At 37.2% G+C, this 15,253-nt stretch carries 20 protein-coding genes and 1 pseudogene; 7 read left to right on the forward strand and 14 right to left on the reverse strand.

All coding sequences use genetic code 11. The features are described 5' to 3' along the window. Window positions 1-44: 44 nt before the first annotated feature. From NST66_RS14660 to NST66_RS14675, 4 genes and pseudogenes are all read right to left on the reverse strand, one after another. Window positions 45-425, reverse strand: a pseudogene (locus NST66_RS14660) (EamA family transporter); the annotation flags it as partial. A gap of 138 nt (window positions 426-563) precedes the next feature. Then, window positions 564-1,388, reverse strand: a complete 825-nt coding sequence (locus tag NST66_RS14665; RefSeq protein ID WP_014459398.1) for an STAS domain-containing protein — start codon at window positions 1,386-1,388, stop codon at window positions 564-566. Then, the gene (locus NST66_RS14670; RefSeq protein ID WP_048018977.1) at window positions 1,375-2,040 is read right to left on the reverse strand and encodes a cobalamin B12-binding domain-containing protein; all 666 of its coding nucleotides are present in this window, start codon (window positions 2,038-2,040) and stop codon (window positions 1,375-1,377) included. Before NST66_RS14670 ends, NST66_RS14665 begins: the two co-directional genes overlap by 14 nt. Window positions 2,041-2,392: 352 nt before the next feature. Then, the gene (locus tag NST66_RS14675) at window positions 2,393-2,656 is read right to left on the reverse strand and encodes a hypothetical protein (protein WP_080974265.1); all 264 of its coding nucleotides are present in this window, start codon (window positions 2,654-2,656) and stop codon (window positions 2,393-2,395) included. Window positions 2,657-2,808: 152 nt separating this feature from the next. Between NST66_RS14675 and NST66_RS14680 the strand changes: the two genes are divergently transcribed. Beyond that, window positions 2,809-3,591, forward strand: a complete 783-nt coding sequence (locus tag NST66_RS14680) for a PAS domain-containing protein (RefSeq protein ID WP_033580591.1) — start codon at window positions 2,809-2,811, stop codon at window positions 3,589-3,591. Window positions 3,592-3,829: 238 nt separating this feature from the next. Then, the gene (locus NST66_RS14685; protein ID WP_033580590.1) at window positions 3,830-4,663 is read left to right on the forward strand and encodes an STAS domain-containing protein; all 834 of its coding nucleotides are present in this window, start codon (window positions 3,830-3,832) and stop codon (window positions 4,661-4,663) included. A gap of 36 nt (window positions 4,664-4,699) precedes the next feature. Here the strand turns inward: NST66_RS14685 and NST66_RS14690 are convergent, their stop codons facing one another. From NST66_RS14690 to NST66_RS14700, 3 genes are all read right to left on the reverse strand, one after another. After that, entirely contained in the window at window positions 4,700-5,176 is a 477-nt protein-coding gene (locus NST66_RS14690; protein ID WP_033580589.1) for a hypothetical protein, read from the reverse strand. A gap of 138 nt (window positions 5,177-5,314) precedes the next feature. Beyond that, the gene (locus tag NST66_RS14695; RefSeq protein WP_014459392.1) at window positions 5,315-5,791 is read right to left on the reverse strand and encodes a hypothetical protein; all 477 of its coding nucleotides are present in this window, start codon (window positions 5,789-5,791) and stop codon (window positions 5,315-5,317) included. A 142-nt stretch (window positions 5,792-5,933) separates the two neighbouring features. Further along, entirely contained in the window at window positions 5,934-6,698 is a 765-nt protein-coding gene (locus tag NST66_RS14700) for a GNAT family N-acetyltransferase (protein ID WP_155007972.1), read from the reverse strand. A 197-nt stretch (window positions 6,699-6,895) separates the two neighbouring features. Between NST66_RS14700 and NST66_RS14705 the strand changes: the two genes are divergently transcribed. Together NST66_RS14705 and NST66_RS14710 are read left to right on the forward strand one after the other, a co-directional pair. Next, entirely contained in the window at window positions 6,896-7,159 is a 264-nt protein-coding gene (locus tag NST66_RS14705) for a GlsB/YeaQ/YmgE family stress response membrane protein (RefSeq protein ID WP_013083841.1), read from the forward strand. A 157-nt stretch (window positions 7,160-7,316) separates the two neighbouring features. Next, the gene (locus NST66_RS14710) at window positions 7,317-7,502 is read left to right on the forward strand and encodes an aspartyl-phosphate phosphatase Spo0E family protein (protein ID WP_028414380.1); all 186 of its coding nucleotides are present in this window, start codon (window positions 7,317-7,319) and stop codon (window positions 7,500-7,502) included. Between the two features lie 43 nt (window positions 7,503-7,545). Here the strand turns inward: NST66_RS14710 and NST66_RS14715 are convergent, their stop codons facing one another. Continuing rightward, window positions 7,546-8,361, reverse strand: a complete 816-nt coding sequence (locus NST66_RS14715; protein WP_033580587.1) for an STAS domain-containing protein — start codon at window positions 8,359-8,361, stop codon at window positions 7,546-7,548. 353 nt (window positions 8,362-8,714) lie between these two features. Here NST66_RS14715 and NST66_RS14720 point away from each other — a divergent pair, with 353 nt between their 5' ends. After that, on the forward strand, window positions 8,715-8,984 hold the full coding sequence (locus NST66_RS14720) for a GlsB/YeaQ/YmgE family stress response membrane protein (protein ID WP_328132616.1): 270 nt from the start codon (window positions 8,715-8,717) through the stop codon (window positions 8,982-8,984). A gap of 280 nt (window positions 8,985-9,264) precedes the next feature. On the opposite strand, the gene NST66_RS14725 is transcribed toward NST66_RS14720, so the two are convergent. The 4 genes from NST66_RS14725 to NST66_RS14740 form a co-directional block, all read right to left on the reverse strand. Further along, entirely contained in the window at window positions 9,265-9,681 is a 417-nt protein-coding gene (locus NST66_RS14725; RefSeq protein ID WP_028414382.1) for a hypothetical protein, read from the reverse strand. Window positions 9,682-9,842: 161 nt separating this feature from the next. Then, the gene (locus NST66_RS14730) at window positions 9,843-10,007 is read right to left on the reverse strand and encodes a hypothetical protein (RefSeq protein WP_165573521.1); all 165 of its coding nucleotides are present in this window, start codon (window positions 10,005-10,007) and stop codon (window positions 9,843-9,845) included. Between the two features lie 12 nt (window positions 10,008-10,019). Beyond that, window positions 10,020-10,601 (reverse strand): ATP-dependent Clp endopeptidase proteolytic subunit ClpP, encoded by a 582-nt coding sequence (gene clpP / locus NST66_RS14735; protein WP_028414383.1) that lies wholly within the window; start codon window positions 10,599-10,601, stop codon window positions 10,020-10,022. Between the two features lie 427 nt (window positions 10,602-11,028). Beyond that, window positions 11,029-11,451 carry a MerR family transcriptional regulator gene (locus NST66_RS14740; RefSeq protein ID WP_340843448.1) on the reverse strand — a complete coding sequence of 141 codons (423 nt, stop codon included), beginning with the start codon at window positions 11,449-11,451 and terminating at the stop codon, window positions 11,029-11,031. 254 nt (window positions 11,452-11,705) lie between these two features. Between NST66_RS14740 and NST66_RS14745 the strand changes: the two genes are divergently transcribed. Continuing rightward, window positions 11,706-12,149 (forward strand): HIT family protein, encoded by a 444-nt coding sequence (locus tag NST66_RS14745; protein WP_340843449.1) that lies wholly within the window; start codon window positions 11,706-11,708, stop codon window positions 12,147-12,149. Window positions 12,150-12,181: 32 nt separating this feature from the next. On the opposite strand, the gene aspA is transcribed toward NST66_RS14745, so the two are convergent. Continuing rightward, window positions 12,182-13,612, reverse strand: coding sequence for an aspartate ammonia-lyase (aspA, locus tag NST66_RS14750; RefSeq protein ID WP_014459383.1), 1,431 nt, complete (start codon window positions 13,610-13,612; stop codon window positions 12,182-12,184). 20 nt (window positions 13,613-13,632) lie between these two features. Next, the gene (locus NST66_RS14755; protein WP_328132617.1) at window positions 13,633-14,616 is read right to left on the reverse strand and encodes an asparaginase; all 984 of its coding nucleotides are present in this window, start codon (window positions 14,614-14,616) and stop codon (window positions 13,633-13,635) included. Window positions 14,617-14,883: 267 nt separating this feature from the next. Between NST66_RS14755 and NST66_RS14760 the strand changes: the two genes are divergently transcribed. Next, window positions 14,884-15,240, forward strand: coding sequence for a helix-turn-helix domain-containing protein (locus tag NST66_RS14760; protein ID WP_028414387.1), 357 nt, complete (start codon window positions 14,884-14,886; stop codon window positions 15,238-15,240). The last annotated feature ends 13 nt before the right edge of the window (window positions 15,241-15,253 follow it).

The raw sequence follows: 15,253 nt of genomic DNA on the forward strand, positions 1-15,253 counted from the left end.
GTCTTGCGATTAACTAAAAATAAGTCAGCAAATGGCGACTTGTTTTACAGCTGCTTTTTGAATAACACACCTTTTTTAAAATGTACTCCCAAAGCTTCACGATTGGCCATAAATACTCCTATTAAAATAAGAAGACCTCCGCCAATAATAGAAGGCGTGATAGCTTCATTTAAGACTACATAGCCGATTAACACGGCGATTAAAGGAGATACATACAACCAAGTAGATGGAAAAACCGGATTTGTTTGGGCGATTAGCCAATAATATAAGCCGTGTCCAGCAATTGAACCAACAAAAATTAAATATACAATAGACCATACTGCATTCCAAGACATAATAGTCGAAACATGAATCTGCTCTGTACATAAAGATAGCACCAGTAGAAATATTCCCCCGTAAAACATTTGAATACCGTTAATTAAAAACGACACAGGACTTCAACGTCTTAACGCCATTCTTTCAGCTGAAATATAAAAAGATTCTTTAATAGATGTTTAATTATAAGAAGAGAAGTGTATACAGAAAGAGGAGAAGAAAGTTATTCTTTCTTCTCCTCCACCCTTTTAACTCACATTTTTATTCACAGCAATAATTTCACTTAGATTATTCATATAAATAATTTGATCACCAAAGGTTCTATTTTTCAAAGCAGCCGTATGGTGCGGTTTCATGCCAATAATATAGCACGTGATCCCCATAAGATAGAAGGACTGCATAAAGCCTGCAAAAGCTTGAATTCCTTCGGTTGTTAATATATCTAGGCCCCCAAAGTCAAATAGAAGCGTGGTGTAATTTCCTTCATGTGCAAAGTTTTGCAAAATGGACGTATTTTCAGCTACAAGAGCTGTGTCTAAGTCTCCAAAAAGAGGTATAAGCCCTACTTTAGAGGATAATTTAATAAAAGAAGCGGACAATTGCTTAATTTTTTGTAATGATTTTTCGAGACGTTCTTTTTGTTCAAGCAGTTCAAAATCTGTATCTGCTAATCGTTTCCGATGGTCTTGAACAAGATTTGTTAGCTCTTGTATACGTTCATCTTGGCGAATACAAACTAAATGACCTATATCACTATCCCATTGAATTAAGCATTCAAACAGTGAATACGGCGAATCATTGGTTTGCATTACAAGCTCTACTTTCTGAATAGCCTGGCCTCGGCTTTGGACAAGCGTTTGCTCATCATGGGGTTCGTCTACAGACAATTCTCGAGAATCTTTCTGGCGCAAGCTTAAAAACTTTCTCGCCTTTTCTTGACTAAATACGTCTACAAGATCTAAAAAATTAGCTGAAGGCTTAAATAAATGACCTGATTGTTGCGACCATTCCAAAATATTAAATTCAGTATCCACTAGAAAGTAAGGAATTGGAACATATTCAAGCATCGACATTAACTTCCACTCCTTTGTGATAACTGATTAACCAGTTATTTAGTTGGTAAAGATCCGGAATTAGGCGTGTATGCTCAGAACAGTAAGAACGGAAATCAATTTGAGAAACTAAGCGCCCTCCTACCATTACTGTTGGTCTTGGTTCTAATTTGTCCAAAGTTTTGGTATATTCAGCAAGCCTCTCAATATGATAAGGAATGCTGACAGATAATCCTACCATGTGCGGCTTCCATTCTATAGCCATTTTCTCAGCGTATTCCAGAGGTAGATTGGCCCCTAAAAAGCGAGTATTCCAACCATGTTCCTCAAACAATAAAGCCACCATCTTTAAACCAATGAAGTGCTGTTCTTGTTCCAAGCATAGAAGCAGTGCCCTTGGAGCAGTGTCTGAAGCGTGTCCCTGAATTTTTTTATAAAAGCGATAGCGAGTTAGCACATAATCACACGTCGTAGTTGCAACATGCTCATCAGCTACAGAAATGATATTTTCTTCCCACATATCTCCAGTTACTCGCATTGCGGTTGTAATTAAATTTTCATAAATATCTAGGCTGTTCTTTCCCTGTTGGATTTCTTCCAGCACAACTTCCCAAGCGCTGTCTTGATCACCAGCTAATAAATAGCCTACAAATTTTTGTACTTGAGATTTCATTGTTTCACCTCAGTAAACGTAAAGCTTTTAAGAAACTTGAATAAAAGCTTCTCGTCTCTCTTTTTCAAGATCGCCTAAAATGTATACCACTTTTAGACTAACACATGTTGCCAATAGCAACAATATAAAAATAGAATAATAACTTTTAATCTTACTATACTCAGTAAAATATGACTAGTATTTCTCTAAATATTCTCCTTTCCCTTTTATTTATGAAAAACACCTCGGCATTTTTTACCGAGGTGTTTTTCCAGTTGTCATTATTTCGGCTGAAAGAATGTAAGTTCGTTTCTTTCTCTTTTAAGCATCGCTACTTATTTTCCACTTTTAATAGACTTTCAAACATATGTATTTATGACTCTTCTGCTCCCACCATAATACTGATAAGATAGAGCGCTGTCATAACTGAGCCGATTGTATTGCATATCAAATGAATATATTGGCTGGTCGCCATAAACAAGTATAAACTTAGCAACAGCAGCACCGTTCCGAACAAAAAAGACCATTTAAACAATGATAGTGGCTGCTTGAACTTTATACGCAAACAAAAAATGAGGATAAAACCTACTAGCGCCATCACAAAGAAACTAACATTAAATAAATTGATTGTTATCACATTTGTTCACACTCCCTTTGCCCCCGAAACTATTATAACATATTTTTCCTTATCTTCATTCTTTCTCTAGAAGCAAACGCGTCGAAAATTGTTTTTTTGACGTGTTTATGTCACAATATTTTTATAAAATTTCCAAGGAATGAGGGAATGCATTGACTACACCTGAAGCTCAAGATTCAAAATGGTCCATTTTAAATAAGGCCCTTCATAGCTCACAATCTGGCATTATCGTGACGGATCCTTCTTTACCTGATAATCCAATTATTTACCTCAACCAAGGGTTTTCTCTTATGACCGGCTATAAGGAAGAAGAAGTATTAGGGGAAAATTGCCGTTTTCTACAAGGTCCTCTTACAAACCCGCACCACGTTGATGAAATTCGCAGCGCTATCAGCCGCAATCAGTCAGTCTCTGTTACGCTTGTGAATTACCGAAAAGACGGCTCTTTCTTTCATAATCAGCTAACGATTGACCCAACATATATAGAAGAAGAAGATAAATATTACTTTATCGGTGTTCAAAAAGACGTAACCATAGAAATTACAGCCCAAGAACAGCTTCAGCAAGCTTTGGAAGAAGTTGAAAGACTATCCACCCCTATCGTGCCAATAGAGGAAGGAATCTCTGTTCTTCCATTAATCGGAACGTTAAACGAACGGCGTATAGAAATGCTATTTAATAGTTTCACCTCGCGTAACACAACCAGCAAAGATCGTTATTTAATCCTAGACGTATCAGGGTTAGCGCAATTTAATGATTCATTCGGCCGTGATATTCTTAATATTTACAATTGGCTGAAGCTCATGGGAACTCAGCTCGTTTTAACAGGAATTTCTCCTAACATGGCCATACATATGAGCACTATAGAAGATGACATGTCCTTTATTTTAGTCTATCAAAGCATTAAAGATGCCTTACCGAAGCTAAAGCTATAAGCACAAGAAGTGGTTCTTTATGAAAAATAGGTAAAATGTATGAATAGGCTAGTTAAAAAATGTTTATTTTTTAATAAATTGGGTTTGAAATTATACAGTTAGGGAAAACAAGGCGTATAGGAAAATAAATGCGCTTCATAATGGATTTATTTATAAGCATCCTCACTCTAGATCAGGGGATGCTTTTATGCCTTTATTTATAAAATAATTAGACTATACATATGTAAGGAGAGTCTTCATGCATAGAAATCAGGACCTATATCATTTTTTTAAAGAACATTCTCTTCAATTAACTGAAGACTGGTACAATCAGCTCGACGATGAAAACGAGTTCTCCGTGTATTCGAGTAAAAATCCAGTAATTGTGAAAGAACTGAAGCAGCAAAATCAAGATTATTTTCAGCATTTATTTGACGTATTTATAAAAGATGAGGAGTACTTTTTTTCCGTTTTCCAGCAGTGGTCGGTCGAACTTGCACGTGATCCAAAGCATTTAAGTACGCCTCTTCACTTTGTTATTCGAGAATATTTTAATTCACAAAAAATAGTCGTTAATTACTTAAAGAAGTTTATCTCTTTGCATTCAGAAGAGGTAAGCGTGGATAAGATATTTATGTGGTATGACATTATTGTTAAAGCCTTTGATCTATCTATTTATATCTTTATTCAAGAATATCATAAGAATACGCAAGAACAGCTGAACGCTCAGAAAGAGTTAATTAATGAATTAAGTTCTCCTGTGATCATGCTTCAAAACAAAGTTGCCCTTCTGCCTCTTGTGGGAGATATTGGAACGGTCAAAAGTCAGTTTATTTTAGAAAACACGCTTCAGCAATGCTCAGAAAAAGACGTTGAACATTTATGTATCGACCTGCTCGGTGTAGCTACGATTGACACGATGATGGCACAAGAAATTTTTAATTTGGTAAAAGCTCTTCGTTTAATTGGGGTGGAAACCATTTTATCTGGAATTCGACCGGAAATTTCTCAAACTGCAATTCGCTTAGGGCTTTCGTTTGAACAGGTCAAGACTACTTCTTCTCTTGCACAGGCACTTAATTCTATTGGTTAAACATAGGGCTCTCTATTCCAACATAGAGAGCCCTATCTATGGGGTTTCAAATTTTACTGGAGTATAGTAGACACGCCCGATTAACTTTTTTCCTTTGTTATCTTTCCAGTCTGCTACGAGTATATACCGATCACTGCGAGAGGAAGAGTCTACTGTAATAGCAGATGTTTTTTTTATGTCCTTTTTTTCTACTATGTTTTCATAAATAGACTGATTGCGAATTTGTTTGTAATAAAGCGCATTAGGTTCTTTACCATCTATTTTAATGGACACTTGACCATCTTGAGAGACGGGAATACTATCTTTCATAACAATTTGTCTGAAATTTTTTTCTTCGCCAAAATCAGCTTCACATTCGGTCCAGCAAAAAAATAAAGGCTTGATGATGGCTTCTTTGCCTTCGGCTATTATTTTTATAGCGGGTGGATAAGGATCTTCAAGCGTTTCAGCTGTAGGAACCTGACATGCGGCTAGTGAAAATAAACTAAATAGGATAACCACCACTTTTTTCATACTATGTCCTCCCTTTTTTGTGAACGTGGTGCACGTAAGTGAGTGGGTGCATAGTATACTCTTTCGCCTGCAACCAAAAGATTCCTTTTATAATCAACAAAAAAACAGCTGCCCATTTGTTTAGACAGCTGTTTTTTTCTATTTACTTAGCATGCTTATTTCTTTTTTCATATCTTTTTCTACATATTCCATTAAATCAGATACGTAGGTTTGAAGCGGTTTTGTTGCGTCTTTGTGATCATTCATCGTTAATTCATAAATGCTATCGATATTATCAATCATCAGTTCCATATCATCGATGACGCCCGTATGCTTATACATCGTTTTCATCGTAGGATCAAGGGAAGCTAATTCATTATATTCATAGTTTATCGTATTTGAAATATCATCGAGTTCATTGATAAATTGCTTTTTGGTTTTTTTTTCGGCCATAAGCTGATTATACTCTTTAAAAGCAGTTTGAAGGTTTTTCTGAGAGGCAGTCAATACTTTCAGCTGTTCTCGTCCTAAATAATAATCATAAATACTAGTAACAGTAAAATATCCCCCAAATGTGAGCGCGATTCCGACAACTAAACCTATCCAAAACGTGCTCGTTTTAAAAAAATGTTTCATAATGACTCCTTTTATCTGTGTTCTATGTACAACACTAGCTCATGCTGCTGCTTTTTCCTAGGATACACCAAAAACGAAGTGGAAGCTACACTTTTTTAAAATTTTGTCGAATTTTGTCTCTTATTTCACAAGCTTCAGCACATTATTTTCCATCTCTATTTCTCCATCTGTATACATCAAATTCGTTAACCGCTGTAAAACCAAGTTTTTCATAGGCTGGCTTTCCTGCACTTGTAGCATGCAAAATACACGTATCTGCCTGTTTTTTTGCTTCAGTAAGAACTTCCTTCAAATAGGCGATAGCCAGGCCTTTTCTCCTCATATGTCTAGCTGTAGTGATACAGTACAAACCCGCTGTACCGTCATAAAAAAAGAGAGACCCAGCTACAGCTGGCCGGTTGTGATAAAGACCCAAATATAAGTGATATTGGTCAGTGTGCTGCATAAGCTCCCTAAACCTTTCAAGAAAGTCAGCTTGATATTCTTTTGGTTTTTGATAGCCGTCTATGTATACCGTTATCCATTCTTTCAATTCAGCTTCTGTGTGCACTCGCTTACATTGAAACCCTTCTACTCCTGTGTGTACGTATTCTTTTTCTTGAATGTGCTGAATCATTCCGATCCATTTTTCATAAGGAACAAATCCATTTTTATGAAGAACTGGACCAAGGTTATCATATGAAGATGGACCAACAATCCATAGAGGTTCTTCCCCTTCCGAAGAGCACATCCCTAACGCAGTCTCAATATGACGGGTTCCTGCATATATGCCGCGATTATAAGGAGATGCAGAAATCCATTTCATTTCTGGTGTATCCACCTTCACAGATTTCTTCGTATGCTGAAAATACATCCAGTGCTGAATCAAGTGCTGTTCTACTATATCGCTTTGATTTTTTATTTTCACTTCATGTCTCCTTTCTCTTCTAAACTATGTTCCTTTTTCTATTATATACTAGTTAGTCTATTTTCTATGACTCTATCCCAGTTCTTAAGTCCTTTTCCAAGTTTTTTTATTTTTTTTGTTATTCTATGAATAGTTTTCTTTTAAGTGGGGTACTAACCTATATAAGCAATACATCATTAAAAAGGAGGATGATATTTATGTCATTTTTATGGGCACTTATTGTAGGTGGTATTATTGGGTGGCTTGCCGGATTAATTACGGGAAGAGACGTTCCAGGAGGTATTATTGGTAACATTATTGCTGGTTTTATCGGTTCTTGGTTAGGTTCAGCTATCTTTGGAAGCTTCGGACCAGTTGTAGGTGGATTTGCTATTATTCCTGCCATTATCGGATCAATCATTTTAGTATTAATCGTAAGTTTCATTATGAGAAAAATGCGTGGTAGTCATAAACATGCATAATAAATTATTATATTAGAAAAAGAACCTCTGTTGAAAAAGAGGTTCTTTTTTTATATGGAAAATTCTTAAGATTTACTATTTTTAATTTCATAATATTGAAAAATAAACCTATTAATGTTAATTTAACCATAATCACTATAAAAAAAGAGGAATTAACATGCTGCTTTCAACCCATCAAAAAGACAAATCCATGTACCAAATACTAATAGAAGAAATCGAACAGACACGAACGTTGATGATTCAAACGGCTGTCCGTGAAGGAATGACAAGTCCTAACACACTTCAAGTTAGTCAATCATTAGATGCTTTGTTAAATAAACTTCAAATTTTCTTCTACCAATAAAAGCCCATGAATATGTAACCATATCATGGGCTTTTGTTTTATATTAGTCCGCTTGATTAACATATTCCACTGCTTGGTGAAGGCTACTGAAAGTCGTAATATCAGCCAAATCTAACCCTAAGTTCACCATCGTCTGAGCAATTTCAGCACGGATACCGCTTAAAACCACTTGAATTCCTAATAATCTTAAAGCACCGATTACTTTAAAAATTTGGTCCGCTACCATTGTATCAATAATTGGAACCGCATATAAATCAATAATCAACCAATTTAGCTTGTACTCGCTGCCGTGCTGAAGGGCATTTTCCATTAAAATTTGAGCCCGATTTGTATCTAAATCGCCAACAAGAGGAATCACGCCAATTTCTTTCGTAATGCGTACTACAGGAATTGAAAGTTCATCAATTGCATAGCGAGCGGATTGGATTTTGTTTGCAAAGTCGGTCATATATGATTTACTAACCCAGTGCACAGCCTTGTCCACTACTAAGTTGAAACGAGAAATAACTTGATAGAAGGCATCAAACGTAAATGTTTCAGTCTTTGCTTCTTCTTTAATAATTTCCCCGATAATATTTCGGTAATAGCTGATTTCTTCTAATGCTACATCCAGCGGAAGCTGAAGGACAACAAGTAGATTTGCTACTTCTCTTCCCCATTCCTCAAGCACTTCAAAGTTTTTCGTATCATTTGTTGAGACAGAATCAGCGTATATTTGAATTAAATGAACGCGCCACGGTTCTAACTGTTGTTGAATATCTTTGTCCTCATCTTGTTTTTGTTTTGAGAACTCTTCTTTTTTTTCTAGAATTAAATTCGTAATGTGTTTAAGCTTTTTATCTAATAATAATGACTCCATATTGTTCTCCCGTTAAGAATTTGTTTACTTAAAATGATATCACATATACCGTTAAAAAAAGTAAAACCAAGGGAAAAAGCTTTTAAAAATGAACCAGATGTCCCCTTTTGCGAATAGAATGAGCTAAATTGAATCTAAAACGTACATAAGCTGAACTTCTCTCCTTTATTTTATTATCGTTACATTCACGGTGAATTCTCATACATAACTCTTCAATTTAATGTTGGGCTATCTTAGCATATATGATAAATAGATGAAAAAATGTAAAAGGGTTTGCAGCAAGCATGTCGCATGACAAAATGTGTTTTAGGAAAGACTGAAAAGGAATTCCCTATAAAAAGGAGGTTAGGTATATGTCATTTATTTGGACGATTATTGTTGGAGGACTTATCGGGTGGCTCGCCGGTGTGTTAACAGGACGAGATGTTCCAGGTGGAATTATCGGAAACATCATCGCTGGGTTCATTGGAGCATGGTTAGGCTCTCTAATTTTTGGAGATTTCGGTCCAGAGATCGGCGGATTCGCAATTGTTCCTGCAATTATTGGTGCTGTTATTTTAGTTTTAATTGTGAGTTTTGTTTTACGCAAAATGCGCGGAAATAATAATCATCGACACGCCTAAATAAAAAAGAGAAATCAGCGTCTTGATTTCTCTTTTTCCCTTACTTCTTATAGCAAAATGTTTTAATAATGGACCTACCTGTAAGTGTAATTCTTTATGGCTACATTTAATAATTGCTGTTTGTCACCTCTTACATTTAATATTTCTACACCCTCATATCAAGCGCGTTAGTAATGAGCACCTCTGTCCCTTCGAGGTCATCAAGCATATCAGTGAAGATAGCTTCAATATGAACGGGTGCAGTTTTAGCTTTTATTGGACATTGTTTTATAGCTGCTTTCTATTTCGGTTCTACTAGTTCAATAAATGACCTTGCTTGTTTGCCCTTTAACTGTGCGTAGTGTGTATCTGTAGCTAATTCAACGGTTTCGTTGTCTAAGTTGACCCACATCCGGTAAGATTGTACCTTTATATCCTTTTTGGTTTCTACCGGTTCAAAGTGAAGAATGTAGTTAGGTTTTCGAATCATTTCAGCTTTTTCTTCTCTCCAGGATACATCTTTTAACCACTGCTGCACTTTCTGCACTTGATTTTGGTCTTTCATTTTAACCGCATGGCCATATTGATTATCGGCTATGTATTTTTCGATTACGAGCTTTTGTTCAACAGTACCGCTTGAAGCACTGCTTTGCTGACATCCTGTGATCACCCAACAAATAGCAATGAGAACTACTAATCCAGACCATACTTTTTTCATTTACATCTACCTTTCTTTTTGTAATTGAAATGAGATGTTCTTGCTGAATGATGCTACCAGCTGCTCGTTTTTAAATCTCTTTTTGCATTCTCTTTTCTTCCTATAAATCCCTGCTTCATTTGCTCAAAAAAACTGAATCCCCGAAAGGATCCAGTTTTTCGTTACGATTCGACATCTTCTATGACATGAACAGCGCGAATAGCGGCGTTTACTTTTGTATGTTGAACGTATTCTTTTGCTTCGTGTATCGTCATTGCTTCTACTTCTTGGTAATAAATCACGTTTCCCCATTCATATTCTACTGAGTAACGATTTGACTTTTCCACATGGTATCCTCCTTATTGATGAACTAAAATTTGATCAATCAAGCCATATTCTTTTGCTTCATCCGCTGTAAAGAATGTATCTCGATCAGTGTCTTTATTAATCGTTGACAGCGATTGTCCTGTTCGTTCAGACAGAAGTTCATTTAGGTGGTCTTTTAAGCGCAAAATACGCTTCGCTCGAATTTCAATTTCAGCTGCTTGTCCTTTTGCTCCTCCTAGCGGCTGATGAATCATCACTTCGCTGTTAGGAAGAGCAAAACGTTTCCCTTTTTGACCGCCCGCTAGTAAAACTGAACCCATAGATGCTGCTAGCCCTATACACAATGTACTTACATCTGCACGTATAAGCTGCATTGTATCAAAAATAGCCATGCCCGCTGTAATGGACCCTCCCGGTGAATTAATATAAATGCTAATATCTTTTTCTGGGTTTTCTGCATCTAAAAATAAAAGCTGAGCGATAATGCTAGTAGCCACCTCATCCGTAACTTCACCTGTGAGCATAATCACTCGGTCGAGCAACAGCCTTGAATAAATGTCATAGGCACGCTCTCCTTTACTTGTTTGTTCTACTACATAGGGAGTTAAGTTCATGTGACCGCCTCTTTCCACTGAATTAATACGAGCAAATTTTTTTACTTTTGCACTGACTTCTTGATTTAAAAATGAATCCCCTATCAAATCTTCATCGGTAAATTTAATCATTAGAGAATGTCTTTCTTGCTGTATATGCAAGTGTTCATCGCGGTAAGTCACCGCAACTGCAATCTCTGCCTGTGGATATAAAACGGTCTCTTCCGTGTAGAGCTCTATTAATAAAGGTTCATCGTCAATATGTTTTACTTCGATTTGTCCTTGTGGGTTTTCACAGTACCCATTTAAGTTTCTTGTTTTGAACAAACCTTGGGGCAGCTGAATATCAATCGTGATGTTTTTAACTTTTATTTGCGATCGTTCAAATGTAATACATAGGTGGTTCATTCCTTCTTCTTTTTCCATTACTGATTTTGCCACCGCTAATTTAATCATGCGATGAATGATCCTTTAAAATCTGAGTAACAGACTCAATTACTTTTTGCCGTACGTCTGCTGATAAATTCCGATTCATAGCGACAAACACATCTTCATTGACTTGATGCATTTCTTGATTTTGAATTTGTTTGCTTTGGTAAAGAGGGAGCTGCGCACCTATACTTTTCACTTCTTCCACACTCATTGAACGCAGCGTTTCTTGAATGGAAGCTAGTGACTCCCCTGCTTTTGATAATGTTAAAGCGGCTCGAAAGTAATGAACATGCTGAGCTGTATAGACGCGCTTATTTCTCACTAGCTCCAGCGGAGGAACAATTTCTATTTGCGTGTAATACCGCACCGTACGCAGGTTCAAGTCCGCACCTTCATTGTTTAATAATTCCGTAATTTGCTTGCCTGTATATGTTTTCAAACAATCCCCCCTTTTTAGTTACAGTTAACTGTTACACTGTCATTATACTGTAAAGATATTTATTTTACAATTAAAACCATGGTAAATTTTAGATAAAGCAGCAAAGCCTATAAATAAAAAGAACGAACCAAAGAGCCCAGGTCATATACCCGGGCTCTCTTTACTAAGCGAAAAAACAACTGTGTATATTTCAATCTATTCCTCCTGACACTTCTCATGCTACACTTTAGTTATCTTAAAAAAGGAGAGAACATATGATGGGGAATCCAAGTATAGATTGCTTAGGGTGTCGATTAGCAAATGACCAGGAGAAATCGCATATGATATTTGAAGATTCGTTTGTGACGTGCCTGCTAGACCACAAGCCGTTTAACGAAGGCCACCTCTTAATTCTTCCTAAAGCACATATAGTGGAAATCGACGAATTCGATACTGAACACATATTGGCCGTGATGAATGCAGCGAAGCTAATGACAAAAGCAGTTAAGACGCTTTTTATTCCAGACGGAGTTACTCTCTCTCAAAACGGGGGTATGTTTAACGAGTTAACTCATTTTCACATGCACATCGTTCCGAGATATAAAGAGGAGTGTTTCGGAGATTTTTATACGCAAATTCCCAAATATGCTGAAAATGATGACGTCTTGGCTGCAACAGCTCAGAAAATGCGCCGCGTCATTCAGCAAATGTCTTTATAAAAAAAACGGCCTCCTTATGGAAGCCGTTCTCTTTATTGACGATCAAATAATGAACTTCCTGCAATACCAGGGTTCGTCATTTCAAATGGATTTAAAATGAGATCTAATTCCTCTTCTGTTAACACATCGTATTGAAGGCAAAGCTCACGAATTGGTTTTCCTGTTAAAATCGCTTCACGCGCAATACGCGATACGACTTCATAGCCTAAGTGAGGGTTAACAGCTGTAATAATCCCTACGCTTTTTTCTACATATTCTTTCATCCGCGTTTCGTTTGCTTCAATTCCTGCTAGACAGTGATCTGTAAAGCTTCTGAAACCGTTGTTCATGATGCTGATTGATTGAAGCAAGTTAAATACAAGCACAGGTTCCATAACGTTAAGCTCCATCTGACCTGCTTCTGAAGCAAGAGAGATCGTTTGGTCATTTCCCATTACTTGAAACGCAATTTGATTGATTAATTCAGCCATAACTGGGTTTACTTTTCCTGGCATGATTGAAGAACCAGGCTGACGAGCAGGAAGGCTGATTTCTCCTAGACCTGCACGAGGACCTGATGCCATTAAACGCAGGTCATTGGCAATTTTAGACATATTCGTCATACAGATTTTAAGCGCCGCAGATACTTCTGTATAAGCATCTGTATTTTGAGTAGCGTCCACTAAATGCTCTGCATGCACAAGCGGCAGACCGCTGATATCAGCTAAGTGTTTGACTACATTTTCAATATAGCGAGGATCTGCATTTAAACCTGTTCCAACAGCTGTCGCCCCCATATTTACTTCATGCAAGTGGTCACGCGTCGCGCTGATACGCTTAATGTCGCGCGCTAACACGCGGCTGTATGCTTCAAACTCTTGACCAAGACGAACGGGTACAGCATCTTGAAGATGCGTACGGCCCATTTTAATTACATGATCAAATTCTTGCGCTTTTCGTTTAAATACATCATGCATATCATTCATTGTAACAAGAAGTTTATTTAATAAGTTCAGCGTTGAAATATGGATAGCCGTTGGAAATACATCATTTGTTGACTGAGACATATTCACATGGCTGTTAGGACTTAATTTACCGTATTCGCCTTTATTGTCTCCCATAATTTCAAGGGCACGGTTTGCAATCACTTCATTAGCATTCATATTCATTGACGTTCCTGCTCCGCCTTGAATAGGATCCACAATAAAGTATTCATGCCACTGACCTGCTAAGATTTCATCAGCTGCTTGCACAATCGCATTTCCAATACCTTCATATAAGCGCTTTGTATCCATATTTGCAAGCGCTGCCGCTTTTTTTACGATAGCAAGCGCTTTAATCATTTCTTCATGTACTTTATAACCCGTAATCGGGAAATTTTCTACGGCACGTGCGGTTTGTACACCGTAGTATACGTCTGCTGGAATTTGTTTTTCTCCTAGAAAATCAGCTTCTGTACGATATCCTGCTGTTTCTTGTTTCATAGCTGTACCTGCTTTCTTTTTTAATTAATATCTTCTGCAATCGACGTTTCCATCATCTTTTTCACTTGGTGAGGGTCTTTGGTTTGTCCGAGCACCCACATTAATTTAGGAACAATGGCTTCTGTGTTCATGTTTTTTGAGCGAACGACGCTGTCATGATTAATCATTCGGCCTACTTCATAAATGCCCATGTCTTCTCCTTCTTCAAGGCACTGAGTAGTAATGACAACGGATACACCGTGATTTGTCAATTCAATAAGCTTGGCTAAAATATTGCGAACTTGAAATGGAATTCCTCCACTTCCATAGCTTTCAACAACAACGCCTTGATATACATCTTTTAATCCATCGAAAAATTCAGGCTTAATGCCGGGAAACAGTTTGACAACTGCCACATCCGTACAAAGAGATGTATTAACCGTCAACTCTTCTTTACTAGAGGCAACCGATTTTGTATATTCCACCGTATTATCATGGATAGACGCCACGTATGGATAGTTAATGCTTTCAAATGCATCATAACTTTTTGTACGAAGCTTAATTGCTCTTGTGCCTTGAATCACACGACCGTCAAAGACTACATAGACTCCGCCTGTTTCCTCACATGCAAAGCGAATCGCATCTGCAATATTGCGCTTCGCGTCCGTTTTACTAAATGAAATAGGAATTTGAGATCCTGTAATCGCAATTGGTTTTTTAGAATGCTGAAGCATGTAAGAAAGAGCTGCCGATGTGTAGGCCATTGTATCTGTTCCATGGGTAATAACAAAACCATCGTATTCATTATAATGCTCTTCAATCGCTTTTGCCATCTCTATCCAACATTCAGGCTGCATATTTGTACTATCAAGATTCATAAGAGATTTGCTGTCAATTTGACAATGTTCATTTAAATCAGGTATGTAGCTTAGTAATTGATCTGGCTCCATTCCAGGAACAAGTCCATTTTCACCTTCAAGTGAAGCGACCGTTCCGCCAGTTGATAACAATAATAGTTTTTTCAAAACCGACATCCCCTTTGCTTAATTTCTGTAAAAAAACCTGACAATCTATCAAATAAATTATATTCATTTCGCGTACTTCACCTGTAATTATAGTAACCCAAATTCAATAAATCAAGAGAAAAATTATTCGTTTCGCGTACACTTTTCTCTACGGCAATGATATAATGAATAAAAATGTAAATTGGCTCACGGTTTGATTCCAAAGATCTGCGCGCGAGCTGAATGCCTCGGTTTTTTACATACTACACCTACAAAGGAGCGTCATGAATGTTAAGCAGATTAGCTCAACTCAGGAAAGAAAAAAAATGGTCTCTTCAATATACAGCTGACCAGCTTGAAATTGCTAAAAGCACCTACGCAGGATACGAATCTGGCTATCGTCGTCCTTCTCTTGAAGCACTCGTTACAATCGCAGAACTATTTGATACATCAACAGACTATTTGCTAGGTAAGGAAAAGGAACCTCATTCTCCTTCAGATGCACCCATCGAATTAACATCGCCTCAGACTCATAGAATTACGGTCGACGGTGCGGAACTATCTCAAGAAGAAATTCAGCAGCTGACGGCCTTTATTCGTGCTAAAAGACAAATTGAAAAAGAAACTGCACCTTCTTCAATTTAAAGAAGATTAGAAG

The organism is Priestia sp. FSL W8-0524 (assembly GCF_038005965.1).
Lineage (GTDB): Bacteria > Bacillota > Bacilli > Bacillales > Bacillaceae_H > Priestia > Priestia zanthoxyli.